A 14,541-nucleotide genomic window follows, 5' to 3' on the forward strand; every position below is an offset into this window, starting at 1 on the left:
GCGGGACACGCGATGCCGGGCAGTGGGTGCCGGGCGGCGGTGCCGGACATCGGACAGTCGGTCAGGGCATGCCCAGGGCGGCCGGTGCGCATACGAGCGCAGGGGTGTACACGGGGGAGCGTGCGGGGGTGCACCGCAGGTGGGAGCCGTCCGGGAAAACTAATTTACAGATAAAACACCTGCTAAGGTTATGGTCATGAGCAGTGCGACCCCTTCCGTCCCCCCGTGCGCACGGCGGCTTCCGCTGGCCGCCGCGCTGCGCCTCGGGGGGCCCTCCGACATCTGGTTCAAGCCCGCCCTGAGCGTCGTCGCCGCGGTCGCCCCGCCGAACCTGACGCTGCTGGCGCTCGGTCGGCTGGACCTGGCGATGTACACCATGGCCGGATCGCTCTGCGCGCTCTACGCCCACAACCGTCCGTACGTCGCACGGGCCCGGGCCCTCGCCTGGGTGGTGGCCGGGATGATCGGCGGACTCGGCGTCGCCCTCGTCACCGCCTCGCTCACCACGAACGCCGTCGCCCTGGTCACCGTCGGCGCGCTGCTGGCCGCCGCGCAGAAGATCCTGTGCGACGCCACGCGCATCGGCCCGCCGGGGCATGTCGTCCTCGCCTTCATCTCCTCGGCGTCCCTGTTCGTGCCGCAGGACCTGGGCCAGGTGCCGGGTCACCTCGCGCTGGGCGCGGCGGCGGGGGTCTGGGCCTGGATCGTCGGCATGGCTCCCGCGCTCGTGCGCCCGCACGGCCCGGAGCGGCGCGCCACCGCGCACGCGCTGAACGCCGCCGCGGTGTCCGCCGGCGCTCCGGACGACGCCCGGGCCCGCGCCGCCGCGACCGCCGCCGTGCACGGAGCCTGGCAGTCGCTGCTCTCCACGGGAAACTGTTCCGAGCCCCGGCGCGCTCTCGAACGGCTCGTCGTACGGGCCGAGGTCGCGCTCGCCGCACCCGTCGGCACCGACCCCGAACGGCTGCGCGGCTGGGCCCGGGAACTGTCCGGCACCGGACCCGTCCCGCGCCCCGACGGCCTCGGGGACGCCGCGGACGAACTCCTCGGTGTCGAGGCCGCCCTCGCCTTCGGGGAACCGCCCCTGCTCACCCGCCTCGGCCCGCTCGCCCCCGTCGCCCTGCGCACCGCGCTCGGCTGCGCCCTCGCCGGATACGTCTCGCTCGCGTTCGGCGTCGGCCGCCCCTACTGGGCCCTGGTCACCGCCGCCTCCCTCTACCAGGCCAACGTCACCCTGACCTGGAGCCGGGGCGTCCAGCGCGTGACCGGCAACCTCCTCGGCGTGGCGGCCTTCGCCGTCCTCGTACCGCTTGCCCACACCGGGCAGGCGGCCCTCGTCCTGTGCTGCCTCGCCCTGAACTTCGGCGCCGAGGCGCTGATCGGCCGCAACTACTGGCTCGGCAGCGTCTGCGTGACCCCCATGGCCCTGCTGATCACCGAGTTCGCGCACGCCCAGCGGCCCGGGGAGCTGATGACCGACCGGGTCCTGGACACCCTCGTGGGAGCGCTCGTCGGCTTCCTCGCGGCCGTCGTCGTGACCGACCGGTGGGCCGGCGACCGTGTCGAGGCGGCGCTCACCGCGGTGGGGCGGGCCCGGGAACACGCCGCCGGACTGCTCGCCGAGGAGCGGCCCGAGCCCGGCGCGCTGGAGTCGGCCCGCCGTGGTCTGTCGGCCGCCGTCGTGCACCTGCGCTCCGTCGCGGACGCCGCGGCGGGCGAATGGTGGCGGCGCGCCCTGCCGGAGGAGCGGGTGATGCGGGTCGAGCAGGCCGGACACCGTACGCTCGCGGCGACGGTACGACGCCAGGGACTGCACTGCCGGGAGGACGCACGGGCATGACGACAGCGGACGGGCGGAGAACGGCGGACGGCGGCCCGGCACGGGGTGGTGATCCGTCACCGGACCGGGCGGCACCCGCCGGGGAGACGCCCGCCGGTACGGAGCCTGCCGGGAGGGTGCCCTCCGGCACCGAGCCCTCCGGCGCCGGACCCGTCGGAAAGGCGCCTGCCGGTACGGGGCCCGCCGACACCGGGCCCGGCAGGAAGGCGCCCGCCGGTACGGGGCCCGCCGACTCGCCGGCGGCCGACACGGTGGCGGCCGTCGTGCGCCAGTGGGGGGTCGTGCGGCCCGACCTCGACACCGGGCCGATGGAGGTCATCGGGCGGGTCAACCGCTGTGCCGCGCTCCTCCAGCAGGCCGAGGACGCGCCGCTGCGCCGGGCCGGGCTCACCCGCCCGGAGTTCGACGTGCTCGGCACGCTCCGCCGCACCGGGCACGAGCTGACCCCGAGCGAGATCGCCCGCGAGACGTTCTCCTCGGGTGCCGCCGTCACCAAGCGGCTCAAGCAACTGACCGAACGCGGTCTGGTCGAGCGGCGCGGCGACACCCGGGACCGCCGCGTCGCCCACGTCCGGCTGACCGACGCCGGACGGGACCTGGTCGACGGTGTCCTGCCCGATCAACTGGCCTACGAGACCGGGGTCCTGTCGGGCATGGACCGGGACCGGCAGCGGGAACTGGCGGGACTCCTGGGGGAGTTGCTCGGGCAGCTGGAAGGCCGGCTGAGGCTGCCGCGCGCCTGAGGCCGGCCGGGATCAGTCCTTCCCGCCCTCCGCGTAGATGCCGAAGGCCGCGCCCTGCCGGTCCCGGGCGACGGCCAGGCGCCGGCCGCCCGGCTGCGAGACGGGCTCCATGAGCAGGTGGCCGTCCGCCATGAGGACCGCGTTCGCCGTGGCGTCCACGTCCTCGACGGCGAAGTAGGGCAGCCAGTGCGAGGGGACCTCGTGCGCGAAGTTCTCGTCCATCGTGACCATGCCGCCGAAGTCGGCCCCGTCGACGCCCCACTGCGGGTAATGCGGAGAGGGGTTCACGGTCCAGCCGAACACCGTCGTGTAGAACTCGGTCACCCGGTCCGGGGCCCGGGTCAGGAGTTCCGCCCAGCCGAGCGTCCCCGGCGCGTTGAACAGCCCCGCGCCGGTGAAGGAGCGCGCCTGCCACATCTGGAAGGCGGCGCCGCCCGGGTCGAAGGCGACCGCGAAACGGCCCATGTCGAGCACGTCCATCGGGTCGAGGGCGACGACGCCGCCCGCGGCCCGCACAGCCGCCGCGGTCGCGTCCACGTCGGCGACGGCGAACGACACGTTCCAGGCGACGGGCTGGGACTCCTGGTAGACCGGGGCGATACCCGCGACGGCCGCGTCCCCCAGGTGCTCGACGGTGTACCCGCCCGCCTCCGGACGCGGGTCCGTCTCCGGGCGCCAGCCGAACAGATCGGCGTAGAAGCCCTTGGCGCCCTCCAGGTCGTCGGTACCGAGCTCGGTCCAGCAGGGTCCGCCGGTCACCGGCCTGTCGAGCTTCATGACGCTCCTTCCGCAGCGAACCCCCTCAGCACGCTAAGCCCGCCGCGGAGCACCGGCCATCCGGCGCCGGCCCCGCGTCCGGCCGGCGGCCGTCCCCGCGTGCCGCCGGGCACCCGGGGCCCGTACCCCGGTGGAGCCGGACGGCCGGTGAGGCGCGCGGGCCCGTTCGACCGGCCGGGCCCTCAGGGCCGGTGGCGCAGTGGATGATCGGCCGGGACCTCGACGATCACGATCTCGGTCCCGTCCGGGTCCGCGATCCACATCTCGACCAGCCCCCACGGCTCCCGCACCGGCTCGCGCACCACCGCGACACCGGCGGCCGTCAGCTCCTCGCGGGTCACCGCCATGTCCGCGACCTGGAGCCACAGCTTCAGGGCCGGGGAGGGCGGGGTCTCGGACCGTCCGGCGACCTCCAGGAAACCGCCGCCGAGGAAGTACACGGTCCCGCGCTCGGGTCCCGTACCGAACTCGCGGTAGACGGCCAGGCCGAGCTGTTCACCGTAGAAGACGCGCGAGCGCTCGGGGTCGGCCGGACGCAGCAGGGTCCGGCTGCTCAGTACATGCACCATGCGTCCGGAGCCTAGGGCGTGTCCGGTCGGTCACGGCGGAGGCACGGGCACGGTGCGCACGTCGCCGCGTCGGGCCGGCCGGGTCCCGTCGGCGTCCCCGCCGCGGCCGACGGGCAGGTCCCGGGGGAGCGTTACGCTCGGGCGTGCCCAGCCGCGCCACTGATCGGAGAACCGCTCCCATGGAAACCGCCGCCGCCACCGGACTGACCTTCCGCGACGCCGCCGACAGTGATGTGGAGGCCCTGGTCGCGCTGATCGAGTCGGCGTACCGAGGGGACTCCAGCCGGGCCGGCTGGACCACGGAGGCGGACATCCTCGAAGGACAGCGGACCGACGCCGAGGGGGTCCGCGCGGTCGTCGAGGCGCCCGACAGCCGGCTCCTGACCGTGGAGCGCGACGGCGTGCTCGTCGCCTGCTGCCAGCTGGAGCACCGCGGTGCCCACGCCTACTTCGGCATGTTCGCGGTCAGCCCCGCGCTCCAGGGCGGCGGCCTCGGCAAGGCGATCATCGCCGAGGCGGAGCGGACCGTCCGCGAGACGTGGGGCGCCACGGAGATGCACATGACGGTGATCTCCGTGCGCGAGGACCTCATCGCCTGGTACGAGCGGCGCGGTTACCGCCGCACGGGACGGATGACCCCCTTCCCCTACGGCGACGAGCGCTTCGGCATCCCGCAGCGCGACGACCTGCGCTTCGAGCTGCTGGTGAAGCCGCTCGTCTAGACGGTCCCGCACGGGCCCGCGGCCGGGCCGCCCGGCGCGTCCTCGCCGGGCGGCCCGTGGGCGTCGCCCCGGGGGCGCGGTTCGCCCGGTCCGGCTACGCCGTGAAGCGGCCCGTGCGCTTGATCTCGGGGTAGTCGGTCGTGGCGCCGTCCAGTTCCAGAGCGCGCACCAGCCGGAGCTGGTCCTGGGTGTTCACCACCCAGCCGATGATCCGCAGGTCGGCCTTGCGGGCCTCCTCGACGACCTCCAGGCTCAGCCTGTGGATGTTGAGGCACAAGGTCGCGGCGCCGGCCTCGACGGCGCGCTCCACCACGTCGGTGCCGTAGCGGCTGGCGATCAGCGCGGTGCGGACCCCCGGCACCAGCCGGGCGGTCTCGGCGATCGCCTCGTCGTGGAACGACGACACCTCGACCCGCCCGACCAGGTCCTTGCGGTGCATCACCTCGGCCAGTGCCCTGGCCGCCGCGACGTCCTTGATCTCGGCCTGCAACGGTGTCCTGACCGCCTCCAGGACCTCCTCGAAGACGGGGACGCGTTCGCCGAGCCCCGCGTCCAGCGCGCGCAGCTCCGCGAGCGTCTTGTCGGCGATCGGCCCCGTGCCGTCGGTCGTACGGTCCACTTCGGCGTCGTGCATGACGACGAGGGCGCCGTCCTTGCTGAGGTGCAGATCGAGTTCGATGAGGTCGAGGCCCGCGTTCTGGGCGGCGACGAAGGAACGGAGGGTGTTCTCGGGCTCGACACCCATCACTCCGCGATGACCGATGGTGAGGAAGTTCAAGATTCGACTCGCTTCCGTCGACGGCGGCTCGGCTCGCGCGTGGTTCCGAGGGGCGGCCACGCGGCAGGCCGCAGCCTAATGGCCTCGCTGTTCTGTGTACCCGTTCCGACACCGTGCAATGGGAGTGTCGGGTTCACACGGCGTGGCGGGAGCACCGAGCCCCGGGTGCTTCCTCACGGCGGCCCGCCGGCCGCGGGCTCGCCGAGGCCCGTTCCGTTCGGAAGGCTGTGGCGTATGTCATCGCATGGACGGCGTCAGACAGGAAAAAGAGCGGTGAAGACGGGGGGTGAGCAGGACAATCTCCCGGGTTTGCTCTTGCGTAACGGAACCTCGCATACATACGGTGTCCATACGCGAGGTTTTCCTGTGGAGGATGGGACATGACGGAAGTTCTTGTGCAGGTGGGTTCGGAGGAGCGGGTTCCTCCCGTGGCCAGGGTGGTGGAACACCCGGCGTGGCCCGTCCTCAAGGCTGCCGTGGAGCAGATCCGCCCCTGGCAGTCGAAGGACGGCTCCATCGACTTCGAGGCCGAGGGCGCTCCCGCCGTCGCCGACGCCGAGGCCGTGGTGCGCCGGGTGGCCGAGGCGATAGACGAGCTCTCCCCGCTGCTGCCCCACGACGTCGCGTACCACGAGGCGCTCGTGAAGGACCTGCGCCGCTGGGCCGACGGCGGATTCGAGGTCCCTGACTTCCTCGACTCGCTGCTGGCCTTCCACCCCGCCGCGAAGCGCGAGGACGGCCTCCAGCACCTGGTCGTCTTCCCGATGTACACGCAGAACGGCAACCCGGACCGCAACCTCGAGGCGGTCGTGCTGCGCATGGTGTGGCCCGAGTGGCTGGCCGAGCTGGAGGCGACCCGCTACGACAACCCGCTGTTCTGCGGCATCACCTTCGAGGACTTCACCGCCGGGTACGACACGAACTCCGCCGTCCTCTTCCCCGAGACGATCGCGGTGCGCGAGGCCCCCGAGCGCTTCACCTGGGGCGGCATCTTCTGCGACCGCGAGGCCGCCCGCTTCCGTGCCGTCACCGACGCGGCCGTCGACATCCTGGGCCTCGAACTGCCCGAGGACATCGCCGCCATGGTCCACGACCAGGAGCGCTGCGAGAAGGCCTTCGTGCTCTGGGACATGGTCCACGACCGCACCCACAGCCACGGCGACCTGCCGTTCGACCCCTTCATGATCAAGCAGCGCCAGCCGTTCTGGATGTACGGCCTGGAGGAGCTGCGCTGCGACCTCACCGCCTTCAAGGAGGCCGTGAAGCTGGAGTCCGAGGGCAACGAGCACGGCCGTGACGTGCAGTACGCCGTCCTGTTCGACCGGATGTTCCGCTTCCCCGTCTCCGGCGACCGCAACCGCAACTACGACGGTCTCGGCGGCCAGCTGCTCTTCGCCTACCTGCACAAGCACGACGTCGTCCGCTGGACCGACAACAAGCTGCACATCGACTGGCAGCGCGCCCCGCAGGTCACCAACCAGCTGTGCTCCGAGATCGAGGAGCTCTACCGGGCCGGCATCGACCGCCCCAAGCTCGTCCACTGGTTCAAGGCCTACGAGCTGGTCTCCACCTACCTCGCCCCGCACCCGGGATCCCGCTGGGCCAAGGGCCCCGACGCGCTCGACCTGACGCAGCCGCCGCGCAAGCTCGTGGACGACGTGCTTCCGGACGAGTTTCCCCTGAGCATGTTCTATGAGGCGCTCTCCAAGAAGCTGAAGAACGTGATCGCCTCCACCAAGGGCATCACCGCGGCCGGCTCCGAGCGGGTCGCCGCGTGACCGACCGCGGTAGCGAGAACATTGCTCAGGAGGCGAAGACCATGGGGAACGGGGCTCTCAGCGGTGCGGTGATCGCGGTGGCGGGCGCGGGCGGACCCGCCGGCCGCGCGGCGCTGCTCCGGCTCGCCGAGGCGGGCGCGACCGTCATCGGCGCCGACAACGACGCGGAGCGGCTGGCGGAGGCCGTCGACGCGGCCCGCTACGCGCACGGCGGCTCCACCGTCGTCGGCGACACCGTCGACCTGCTGGACCTGCAGTCGACCCGCGACTGGGCCGCGCGCATCCAGAAGGACTTCGGCCGGGTGGACGGGCTCGTCCACCTCGTCGGCGGCTGGCGCGGCAGCGAGACGTTCACGAAGACGGTCCTGGACGACTGGGACCTGCTCGAACTCCTGCTGATCCGCACGGTGCAGCACACCACGCTCGCCTTCCACGAGGCGCTCCAGGCCAGCGACCGCGGCCGGTACGTCCTGATCAGCGCCGCGGGCGCGAGCAACCCCACCGCGGGCAACGCGGCCTACTCCGCGGCCAAGGCCGCCGCCGAGGCGTGGACCCTGGCCATGGGGGACTACTTCCGCAAGGCCGGGATCGCCGAGGGCGCCGACGGCGCGACCTCCGCCGCCGCCATCCTGGTGGTGAAGGCGTTGGTCCACGACGCGATGCGCGCCGAGCGGCCGAACGCGAAGTTCGCGGGCTTCACGGACGTCACGGAACTCGCCGAGTCCATCGTCGGCGTCTGGGACGAGCCCGCCGCCGAAGTGAACGGAAAGCGCCTGTGGCTGACCGAGAAGCCGTGAACCCTCAGAAGACCGACGCCCGGCGTCACCACGACCCGGCCGTCCGCGGCTTCGCCAGCGACAACTACGCGGGGGCCCACCCCGAGGTGCTCGCCGCCCTGGCCCTGGCCAACGGCGGGCACCAGGTCGCGTACGGCGAGGACGAGTACACCGAGAACCTCCAGACGATCGTCCGCAGTCACTTCGGTGGCGGCGCGGAGGCCTTCCCGGTCTTCAACGGCACCGGCGCGAACGTGGTCGCGCTCCAGGCGGTCACCGACCGCTGGGGCGCGGTCATCTGCGCGGAGAGCGCGCACATCAACGTCGACGAGGGCGGCGCCCCCGAGCGCATGGGCGGTCTCAAGCTGCTCACGGTGCCCACGCCCGACGGCAAGCTCACGCCCGAACTGATCGACCGGCAGGCGTACGGCTGGGACGACGAGCACCGCGCGATGCCCCAGGTCGTCTCGATCACCCAGAGCACCGAGCTGGGCACCCTCTACACGCCCGAGGAGATCCGCGCGATCTGCGACCACGCCCACGCGCACGGCATGAAGGTGCACCTGGACGGGTCCCGGATATCCAACGCGGCCGCCTCCCTGGACGTCCCGATGCGGACGTTCACCAACGCGGTCGGCGTCGACATCCTGTCGCTGGGCGGCACGAAGAACGGCGCGCTGTTCGGCGAGGCCGTCGTCGTCCTGAACCGGGACGCCGTCAGCCACATGAAGCACCTGCGCAAGCTGTCCATGCAGCTCGCCTCCAAGATGCGCTTCGTCTCGGTGCAACTGGAGGCGCTGCTCGCCAAGGACCTGTGGCTGCGCAACGCCCGGCACGCCAACGGGATGGCCCAGCGCCTCGCCGAGGGCGTCCGCGCCGTGCACGGAGTGGAGATCCTCCACCCGGTCCAGGCCAACGCGGTCTTCGCCCGGCTCCCGCACGACGTCAGCCTGCGGTTGCAGAAGCGCTACCGCTTCTATTTCTGGGACGAGGCCGCGGGTGACGTCCGCTGGATGTGCGCCTTCGACACGACCGAGGACGACGTCGACGGGTTCGTGGCCGCGGTCAAGGAGGAGATGGCCCAGCAGTAGGGCCGATGCAGGGAACGTGATGCATAAATATGCGACCACCCGAAAAGTTATTGACTCTCGGGTGGTCGCATTCCTATGCTCTACGGGCATGGAGCTGATCCAGAAGACAAGCGACCTGTCCGCCTATCTGGCCGCCGATGACGTGGTCGACCATCATCATCCGCTCGTCCGCGAGACGGCCGCGCGGCTCGCCAGGGAATCCGTCGACTCGTATGCCTATGCGCGATCGGCGTTCGAGTTCGTACGGGACACCATCCCGCACTCGGCCGATTCCGGCGATCCCCGGGTCACCTGGCGCGCCTCCGACGTCCTGGAGCAGCGCACGGGCATCTGCCACGCCAAGGCCCATGCGCTGGCCGCGCTCCTGCGGGCGGAGGACATCCCCACGGCGTTCTGCTACCAGAAGTTCGAGGTGCTCCACGGTCTCGTCGCCGTGCGCCTCGACGGCGCCTGGCACCGGCAGGACCCCAGCGGCAGCAAGCTCGGTGCGGACGCCCGCTTCTCCCTGGACGGCGAGCGGCTGGCCTTCACGCCCGACCCGGACCTCGGCGAGCTCGACCATCCGGGGCTGTACGCCGAGCCCCACCCGGCCGTCGTCGGCGTCATGAAGGCCGCCCCGGGCCTCGCGTCCCTGATGCGGACGCTTCCCCTCGTGCTGTGAGACGGGGGAAGCGTCCCTTCCCGGGGGCGGGGGGAAGGGGTCAGCGGGCCTCGGCTGCGCGCACCTCTTCGGGGGTCGGCGCGGTGCCGCCGAGGTGGGCGGGCATCCACCAGGTGTCGTCCGGTCCCTTGGGGCGTACGGGGTAGGCGCGCTGTGCCGATTCGAGCAGCTCCTGGACCCGCTCGCGCAGCCGCCGGGTGATGGCGCCCGCGTACTGGTCCTTCGGGGCCTCCACCGGCTCGCCGACGCGGATGGTGATCGGGGTGTGGCTGCGCTTGAAGTTGCGCGGGTGTCCCTTGGTCCACAGCCGCTGCGTGCCCCACAGGGCCATCGGGATCAGCGGCACGCCGGCCTCCTGGGCCATGCGCGCGGCGCCGGACTTGAAGCTCTTCAGCGTGAACGACTGCGAGATGGTCGCCTCCGGGAAGACGCCGACGATCTCGCCGGAACGCAGCGACTCCAGCGCGTGCTGGTACGCCGTCTCGCCCTGCGCCCGGTCCACCGGGATGTGCTTCATGCCCCGCATCAGCGGACCGGAGATCCTGTGCCGGAAGACCGACTCCTTCGCCATGAAGCGCACCAGGCGCTTCTGCGGCAGGGCGGCCAGGCCGTCGAAGATGAAGTCCAGGTAGCTGATGTGGTTGCTGACCAGCACGGCGCCGCCCGAGCGCGGAATGTTCTCCGATCCCTTGCAGTCGATCTTGAGGTCCCACGCCTTGAACAGCGTTTGGGCGAGGCCTACGACGGGACGGTAGACAAGCTCTGCCATGGACGGGGTGGACCCTTCTCTCTGCCTGGGAAGGGGGCTCCCGGCGGGAAAGTTACGCTGCCGTAGGTTTACGGCGATGCGCAGATCGTGCCCGAAGAACGGACGGGTGGCCAGTCCTGGTGCCGCGGAACGGCGAGATCCTCGTCACGTCGCCCCCTTGATCCACCTGGAGCTTTAACACGCCTTTACTTTGCGCGTACCGTCACACGCCGTACGACCAGGTACATCTCGCATCCGAGGCAGTACCCGAACGCGGCATTGAGAAACGCCGCCGCGAGCGCGCACGCGGTCGCCGCCGAGCCCAGCCAGGCCGGTCCCGCGGTCCAGCCGATCAGGCCCACCACCGCGAAGCCGAGCCCGACCGTCTGCGCGAACCGCGGGGGCTCCGGCGACTCGAACTCCGTCGGCGGTCCGAGCCGCGGCCGTACGACCTTCCCGAAGGCCAGGCCGTACGGCGAACGCGCCACGCCGCCCGCCGCGCCCAGGGCGAAAGCCAGTGTCTGCCACGCCAGCAGCCAGACGCTCCCGGTGATCAGCGCGACCGCCAGGACGACGGCCGTCACCGCCGCGCCGAACCGTGGCCCTCTCGCATCGATGTCCATGAATCAAGCATTCCGCACGAAGGGCGCCGCCCGGCCCCGGGAATCTTTGCGGTCTCGTGAATGCTTGTGCATGTGATGAGCGGACTCGTGGTGTGCGTGGCGGTGCTCGCGGCGGCGAGCGTCTACGGAGTGCTGCACCGGCGGCGGAGCGGGAGGGTGCGGGTGAGCGGGCGCGACGGCGGCAGGCGGCTCGGGACGGCGGAGCTGGGGCAGGCCCTCGGGGAACGGGCCACGCTCGTGCAGTTCTCCAGCGCCTTCTGCGCCCCCTGCCGGGCCACCCGGCGGGTGCTGGGCGAGGTGGCCGGCATGGTTCCCGGCGTCTCGCACGTGGAGATCGACGCCGAGGACCGCCTCGGTCTCGTACGCGATCTCGGCATCCTCAAGACGCCCACCGTGCTCGTGCTCGACGCCGACGGGAGGATCGTGCGGCGGGCGGCGGGGCAGCCGCGCAAGGCGGACGTCATCGCGGCGCTCGGGGAGGCCCTCTGACCGGCGGCGATCATGGTGAGGCATCTCCCACATGCCGGTACGCCCTTGACTGCGCCCGTCACCTCTCGTCAGCCTGACCGTATGTCACCGCACAGCCTTCTTCCCGAGCTCGCCGACACGGACCCGGCCCGCACCGCGGGCGCGCACGGTCCGGGCTGTTGACCGGCCAAGGACCGTCTCCCGCTCCCGGTTCCGTCCGCGCGGCCGGAACCCCACGTCGGATCTCGCAGAAGGACAGCTCCATGACGGTCACGCCCGGCCTCGGCACCCCACTGCCCGCCTCGCCGGAGCTGCTGCGCTCCGTGTTCCGGCGGCACGCGGCCGGTGTGGCCGTGATCACCGCCACGGGGGCCCGCGGTCCCGTCGGTTTCACCGCCACCTCGCTCACCTCGGTCTCGGCCGAGCCCCCGGTCGTCTCGTTCGGCATCGGCACCGGGGGCTCCAGCTGGCCCGCGATATCCGAGGCCGGCCATGTCGGCGTCCACGTGCTCGGCGAACACCAGCGGGAGCTGGCCGCCACCTTCGCCCGCAGCGGCGCCGACCGGTTCGGCGCGCCCACCCGATGGCGTAAGGGGCCCGAGGGAGTTCCCGTGCTCGACGACGTCCTCGCCTGGCTGGTCTGCCGTGTCGTGGCGCGCGTGCCCGCGGGCGACCACCGCATCGTCCTGGCCGAGGTCGTGCTCGGCGACCACTCGGGCGCGGGCAGCCCCCTGCTGTACCACCAGGGCCGCTTCAACGGCCTGCGTGACTGAATCCGCAGGCCGGGGGAAGCGGCTTTGCTACTCGCCGGTTCTACTCGCCGGTTACACAGCGTTGCGAAGGTCACAGTCCAAAGCGCTTGCTTAGTGTGCGCCCACTGGGTGTACTGGTGAGTAATATTTCGTTCGGAGCGCGGGCCGCCCCGACCGGGATCGGCCGCTTCAGGCGCCTATGCTGCCTGAAAGAAGGCAGCCCAGAAATGACGATGCAGTAGGAGAGCCGGCGTGAGCTTGAGGATCGTTGTCACTGTGAAGTACGTGCCCGACGCCACTGGCGACCGGCACTTCGCCGATGACCTGACCGTCGACCGTGACGACGTGGACGGCCTGCTGTCCGAGCTCGACGAGTACGCCGTCGAGCAGGCGCTGCAGATCGCCGAGGACGCGGACGACGCCGAGATCACCGTGCTGACCGTCGGCCCCGAGGACGCCAAGGACGCGCTGCGCAAGGCGCTGTCCATGGGCGCCGACAAGGCCATCCACGTCGAGGACGACGACCTGCACGGCACCGACGCCGTCGGCACCTCGCTGGTGCTGGCCAAGGCGATCGAGAAGGCCGGCTTCGACCTGGTGATCTCCGGCATGGCCTCCACCGACGGCACCGCGGGCATCGTCCCGGCGCTGCTGGCCGAGCGCCTGGGTGTCCCGCAGGTCACCCTGCTGTCCGAGGTCTCGGTCGAGGACGGCGTGGTCAAGGGCCGCCGCGACGGCGACACCGCCTCCGAGCAGCTCGAGGCCTCCCTCCCCGCGGTCGTGTCGGTGACCGACCAGTCGGGCGAGGCGCGTTACCCCTCCTTCAAGGGCATCATGGCCGCGAAGAAGAAGCCGGTGCAGTCCTGGGACCTGTCCGACCTCGACATCGAGGCGGAGGAGGTCGGTCTCGAGGGTGCCTGGACCGCGGTCGACTCCGCCGCCGAGCGTCCGGCGCGCACCGCCGGAACGATCGTCAAGGACGAGGGCGAGGGCGGCAAGCAGCTCGCCGAGTTCCTCGCGGGCCAGAAGTTCATCTAGTCGCCGAGGGTCCGGGGGAAAGCCCCGGACCGTCGCAGCGGCCAAGGTCCACCCCGCTCACCGCCCCTCAGACTTCGCAATCCGCAGGAGATCGCTCTCATGGCTGAAGTTCTCGTCTACGTCGACCACGTGGACGGTGCCGTCCGCAAGCCCACCCTCGAACTGCTGACGCTGGCCCGCCGCATCGGCGAGCCCGTCGCCGTCGCCCTCGGCTCCGGTGCCGAGAACACCGCCGCCGCGCTCGCCGAGCACGGCGCGGTGAAGGTCCTCACGCACGACGCCGCCGAGTACGCCGACTACCTCGTCGTGCCGAAGGTGGACGCGCTCCAGGCCGCGTACGAGGCCGTCTCCCCGGCCGCCGTGCTCGTCCCGTCCTCCGCCGAGGGCAAGGAGATCGCGGCCCGTCTCGCGGTCCGCATCGGCTCGGGCATCATCACCGACGCCGTCGACCTGGAGGCCGGCGACGAGGGTCCGGTGGCCACGCAGTCCGCGTTCGCCGCCTCCTTCACCACCAAGTCCCGTGTCTCCAAGGGCACCCCGGTCATCACGGTCAAGCCGAACTCGGCCGCCGTGGAGGCCGCCCCGGCCGCCGGCGCCGTCGAGGCCCTGGCCGTCTCCTTCTCCGAGAAGGCCACCGGCACCAAGGTCACCGCCCGCACCCCGCGCGCCTCGACCGGCCGTCCCGAGCTGACCGAGGCCGCGATCGTGGTCTCCGGCGGCCGTGGCGTCAACGGTGCCGAGAACTTCTCGATCATCGAGAACCTCGCCGACTCGCTCGGTGCCGCCGTGGGCGCCTCGCGTGCCGCGGTCGACGCCGGCTGGTACCCGCACACCAACCAGGTCGGCCAGACCGGCAAGTCCGTCTCGCCGCAGCTCTACATCGCCTCCGGCATCTCCGGCGCCATCCAGCACCGCGCCGGCATGCAGACCTCGAAGACGATCGTGGCGATCAACAAGGACGCCGAGGCGCCGATCTTCGACCTGGTCGACTACGGAGTGGTCGGCGACCTCTTCGACGTCGTCCCGCAGCTCACCGAGGAGATCAAGACCCGCAAGGGCTGATCCCGCGGCACCGACGAAGGCCCCCGCGACCGCACCGGTCGCGGGGGCCTTCGTCCGTCCCGGAGCGGCGGCGCACGCACGGGCGGGCCGCCCGGGAACCGGCTGTGCGGCGGGA

The 14,541-nt window shown here is 71.9% G+C and carries 16 protein-coding genes; 11 read left to right on the forward strand and 5 right to left on the reverse strand.

Annotation, left to right across the window (positions count from 1 at the left end; all coding sequences use genetic code 11):
* The first annotated feature begins 196 nt into the window (after positions 1–196).
* Entirely contained in the window at positions 197–1,840 is a 1,644-nt protein-coding gene (locus tag CW362_RS26010) for an FUSC family protein (protein WP_162684233.1), read from the forward strand.
* Positions 1,841–1,956: 116 nt separating this feature from the next.
* Entirely contained in the window at positions 1,957–2,583 is a 627-nt protein-coding gene (locus CW362_RS26015; RefSeq protein ID WP_103551960.1) for a MarR family winged helix-turn-helix transcriptional regulator, read from the forward strand.
* 12 nt (positions 2,584–2,595) lie between these two features.
* Here the strand turns inward: CW362_RS26015 and CW362_RS26020 are convergent, their stop codons facing one another.
* Both CW362_RS26020 and CW362_RS26025 read right to left on the reverse strand, forming a co-directional pair.
* Complete coding sequence (locus CW362_RS26020; protein WP_103551961.1) at positions 2,596–3,360, reverse strand: VOC family protein; 765 nt, start codon at positions 3,358–3,360, stop codon at positions 2,596–2,598.
* 182 nt (positions 3,361–3,542) lie between these two features.
* Positions 3,543–3,929 (reverse strand): VOC family protein, encoded by a 387-nt coding sequence (locus tag CW362_RS26025; protein ID WP_103551962.1) that lies wholly within the window; start codon positions 3,927–3,929, stop codon positions 3,543–3,545.
* A gap of 179 nt (positions 3,930–4,108) precedes the next feature.
* On the opposite strand from CW362_RS26025, the gene CW362_RS26030 reads away from it, so the two are divergent.
* Complete coding sequence (locus CW362_RS26030; RefSeq protein ID WP_103551963.1) at positions 4,109–4,651, forward strand: GNAT family N-acetyltransferase; 543 nt, start codon at positions 4,109–4,111, stop codon at positions 4,649–4,651.
* A gap of 94 nt (positions 4,652–4,745) precedes the next feature.
* Here the strand turns inward: CW362_RS26030 and CW362_RS26035 are convergent, their stop codons facing one another.
* Positions 4,746–5,429: a glycerophosphodiester phosphodiesterase gene (locus tag CW362_RS26035; protein WP_103551964.1), complete on the reverse strand. Its 684-nt coding sequence runs from the start codon at positions 5,427–5,429 to the stop codon at positions 4,746–4,748.
* 380 nt (positions 5,430–5,809) lie between these two features.
* On the opposite strand from CW362_RS26035, the gene CW362_RS26040 reads away from it, so the two are divergent.
* The 4 genes from CW362_RS26040 (at position 5,810) to CW362_RS26055 (ending at position 9,735) form a co-directional block, all read left to right on the forward strand.
* Positions 5,810–7,207, forward strand: a complete 1,398-nt coding sequence (locus tag CW362_RS26040) for a DUF6421 family protein (RefSeq protein WP_103551965.1) — start codon at positions 5,810–5,812, stop codon at positions 7,205–7,207.
* 41 nt (positions 7,208–7,248) lie between these two features.
* On the forward strand, positions 7,249–8,004 hold the full coding sequence (locus tag CW362_RS26045) for an SDR family NAD(P)-dependent oxidoreductase (protein WP_103551966.1): 756 nt from the start codon (positions 7,249–7,251) through the stop codon (positions 8,002–8,004).
* Positions 8,001–9,074, forward strand: a complete 1,074-nt coding sequence (locus CW362_RS26050) for a threonine aldolase family protein (protein ID WP_103551967.1) — start codon at positions 8,001–8,003, stop codon at positions 9,072–9,074. The genes CW362_RS26045 and CW362_RS26050 overlap by 4 nt, the downstream gene beginning before the upstream one ends.
* Before the next feature lie 88 nt (positions 9,075–9,162).
* A complete protein-coding gene (locus CW362_RS26055; RefSeq protein ID WP_162684234.1) occupies positions 9,163–9,735 on the forward strand; it encodes a transglutaminase domain-containing protein in 573 nt (190 codons plus the stop codon).
* A gap of 40 nt (positions 9,736–9,775) precedes the next feature.
* Here the strand turns inward: CW362_RS26055 and CW362_RS26060 are convergent, their stop codons facing one another.
* Both CW362_RS26060 and CW362_RS26065 read right to left on the reverse strand, forming a co-directional pair.
* Positions 9,776–10,504 carry a lysophospholipid acyltransferase family protein gene (locus tag CW362_RS26060; RefSeq protein ID WP_103551969.1) on the reverse strand — a complete coding sequence of 243 codons (729 nt, stop codon included), beginning with the start codon at positions 10,502–10,504 and terminating at the stop codon, positions 9,776–9,778.
* 185 nt (positions 10,505–10,689) lie between these two features.
* A complete protein-coding gene (locus CW362_RS26065) occupies positions 10,690–11,106 on the reverse strand; it encodes a DUF4395 domain-containing protein (RefSeq protein ID WP_103551970.1) in 417 nt (138 codons plus the stop codon).
* Positions 11,107–11,181: 75 nt separating this feature from the next.
* Here CW362_RS26065 and CW362_RS26070 point away from each other — a divergent pair, with 75 nt between their 5' ends.
* From CW362_RS26070 to CW362_RS26085, 4 genes are all read left to right on the forward strand, one after another.
* Positions 11,182–11,595 (forward strand): TlpA family protein disulfide reductase, encoded by a 414-nt coding sequence (locus CW362_RS26070; protein ID WP_103551971.1) that lies wholly within the window; start codon positions 11,182–11,184, stop codon positions 11,593–11,595.
* A gap of 242 nt (positions 11,596–11,837) precedes the next feature.
* Positions 11,838–12,347, forward strand: coding sequence for a flavin reductase family protein (locus CW362_RS26075; RefSeq protein WP_103551972.1), 510 nt, complete (start codon positions 11,838–11,840; stop codon positions 12,345–12,347).
* 231 nt (positions 12,348–12,578) lie between these two features.
* Positions 12,579–13,364, forward strand: a complete 786-nt coding sequence (locus CW362_RS26080; RefSeq protein ID WP_103551973.1) for an electron transfer flavoprotein subunit beta/FixA family protein — start codon at positions 12,579–12,581, stop codon at positions 13,362–13,364.
* A 99-nt stretch (positions 13,365–13,463) separates the two neighbouring features.
* The gene (locus CW362_RS26085; protein ID WP_103551974.1) at positions 13,464–14,426 is read left to right on the forward strand and encodes an electron transfer flavoprotein subunit alpha/FixB family protein; all 963 of its coding nucleotides are present in this window, start codon (positions 13,464–13,466) and stop codon (positions 14,424–14,426) included.
* The last annotated feature ends 115 nt before the right edge of the window (positions 14,427–14,541 follow it).

This window comes from Streptomyces populi (genome assembly GCF_002911015.1).
Taxonomy (GTDB): domain Bacteria; phylum Actinomycetota; class Actinomycetes; order Streptomycetales; family Streptomycetaceae; genus Streptomyces; species Streptomyces populi.

Bases quoted from the DNA above. Each gene is read 5' to 3' on its own strand.
- CW362_RS26010 (WP_162684233.1), top strand. From the start codon at position 197: ATGAGCAGTGCGACCCCTTCCGTCCCCCCGTGCGCACGGCGGCTTCCG.
- CW362_RS26065 (WP_103551970.1), bottom strand. From the start codon at position 11,106: ATGGACATCGATGCGAGAGGGCCACGGTTCGGCGCGGCGGTGACGGCC.
- CW362_RS26070 (WP_103551971.1), top strand. From the start codon at position 11,182: ATGAGCGGACTCGTGGTGTGCGTGGCGGTGCTCGCGGCGGCGAGCGTC.
- CW362_RS26085 (WP_103551974.1), top strand. From the start codon at position 13,464: ATGGCTGAAGTTCTCGTCTACGTCGACCACGTGGACGGTGCCGTCCGC.
- CW362_RS26045 (WP_103551966.1), top strand. From the start codon at position 7,249: ATGGGGAACGGGGCTCTCAGCGGTGCGGTGATCGCGGTGGCGGGCGCG.
- CW362_RS26025 (WP_103551962.1), bottom strand. From the start codon at position 3,929: ATGGTGCATGTACTGAGCAGCCGGACCCTGCTGCGTCCGGCCGACCCC.
- CW362_RS26020 (WP_103551961.1), bottom strand. From the start codon at position 3,360: ATGAAGCTCGACAGGCCGGTGACCGGCGGACCCTGCTGGACCGAGCTC.
- CW362_RS26040 (WP_103551965.1), top strand. From the start codon at position 5,810: ATGACGGAAGTTCTTGTGCAGGTGGGTTCGGAGGAGCGGGTTCCTCCC.
- CW362_RS26030 (WP_103551963.1), top strand. From the start codon at position 4,109: ATGGAAACCGCCGCCGCCACCGGACTGACCTTCCGCGACGCCGCCGAC.
- CW362_RS26055 (WP_162684234.1), top strand. From the start codon at position 9,163: ATGGAGCTGATCCAGAAGACAAGCGACCTGTCCGCCTATCTGGCCGCC.
- CW362_RS26060 (WP_103551969.1), bottom strand. From the start codon at position 10,504: ATGGCAGAGCTTGTCTACCGTCCCGTCGTAGGCCTCGCCCAAACGCTG.
- CW362_RS26075 (WP_103551972.1), top strand. From the start codon at position 11,838: ATGACGGTCACGCCCGGCCTCGGCACCCCACTGCCCGCCTCGCCGGAG.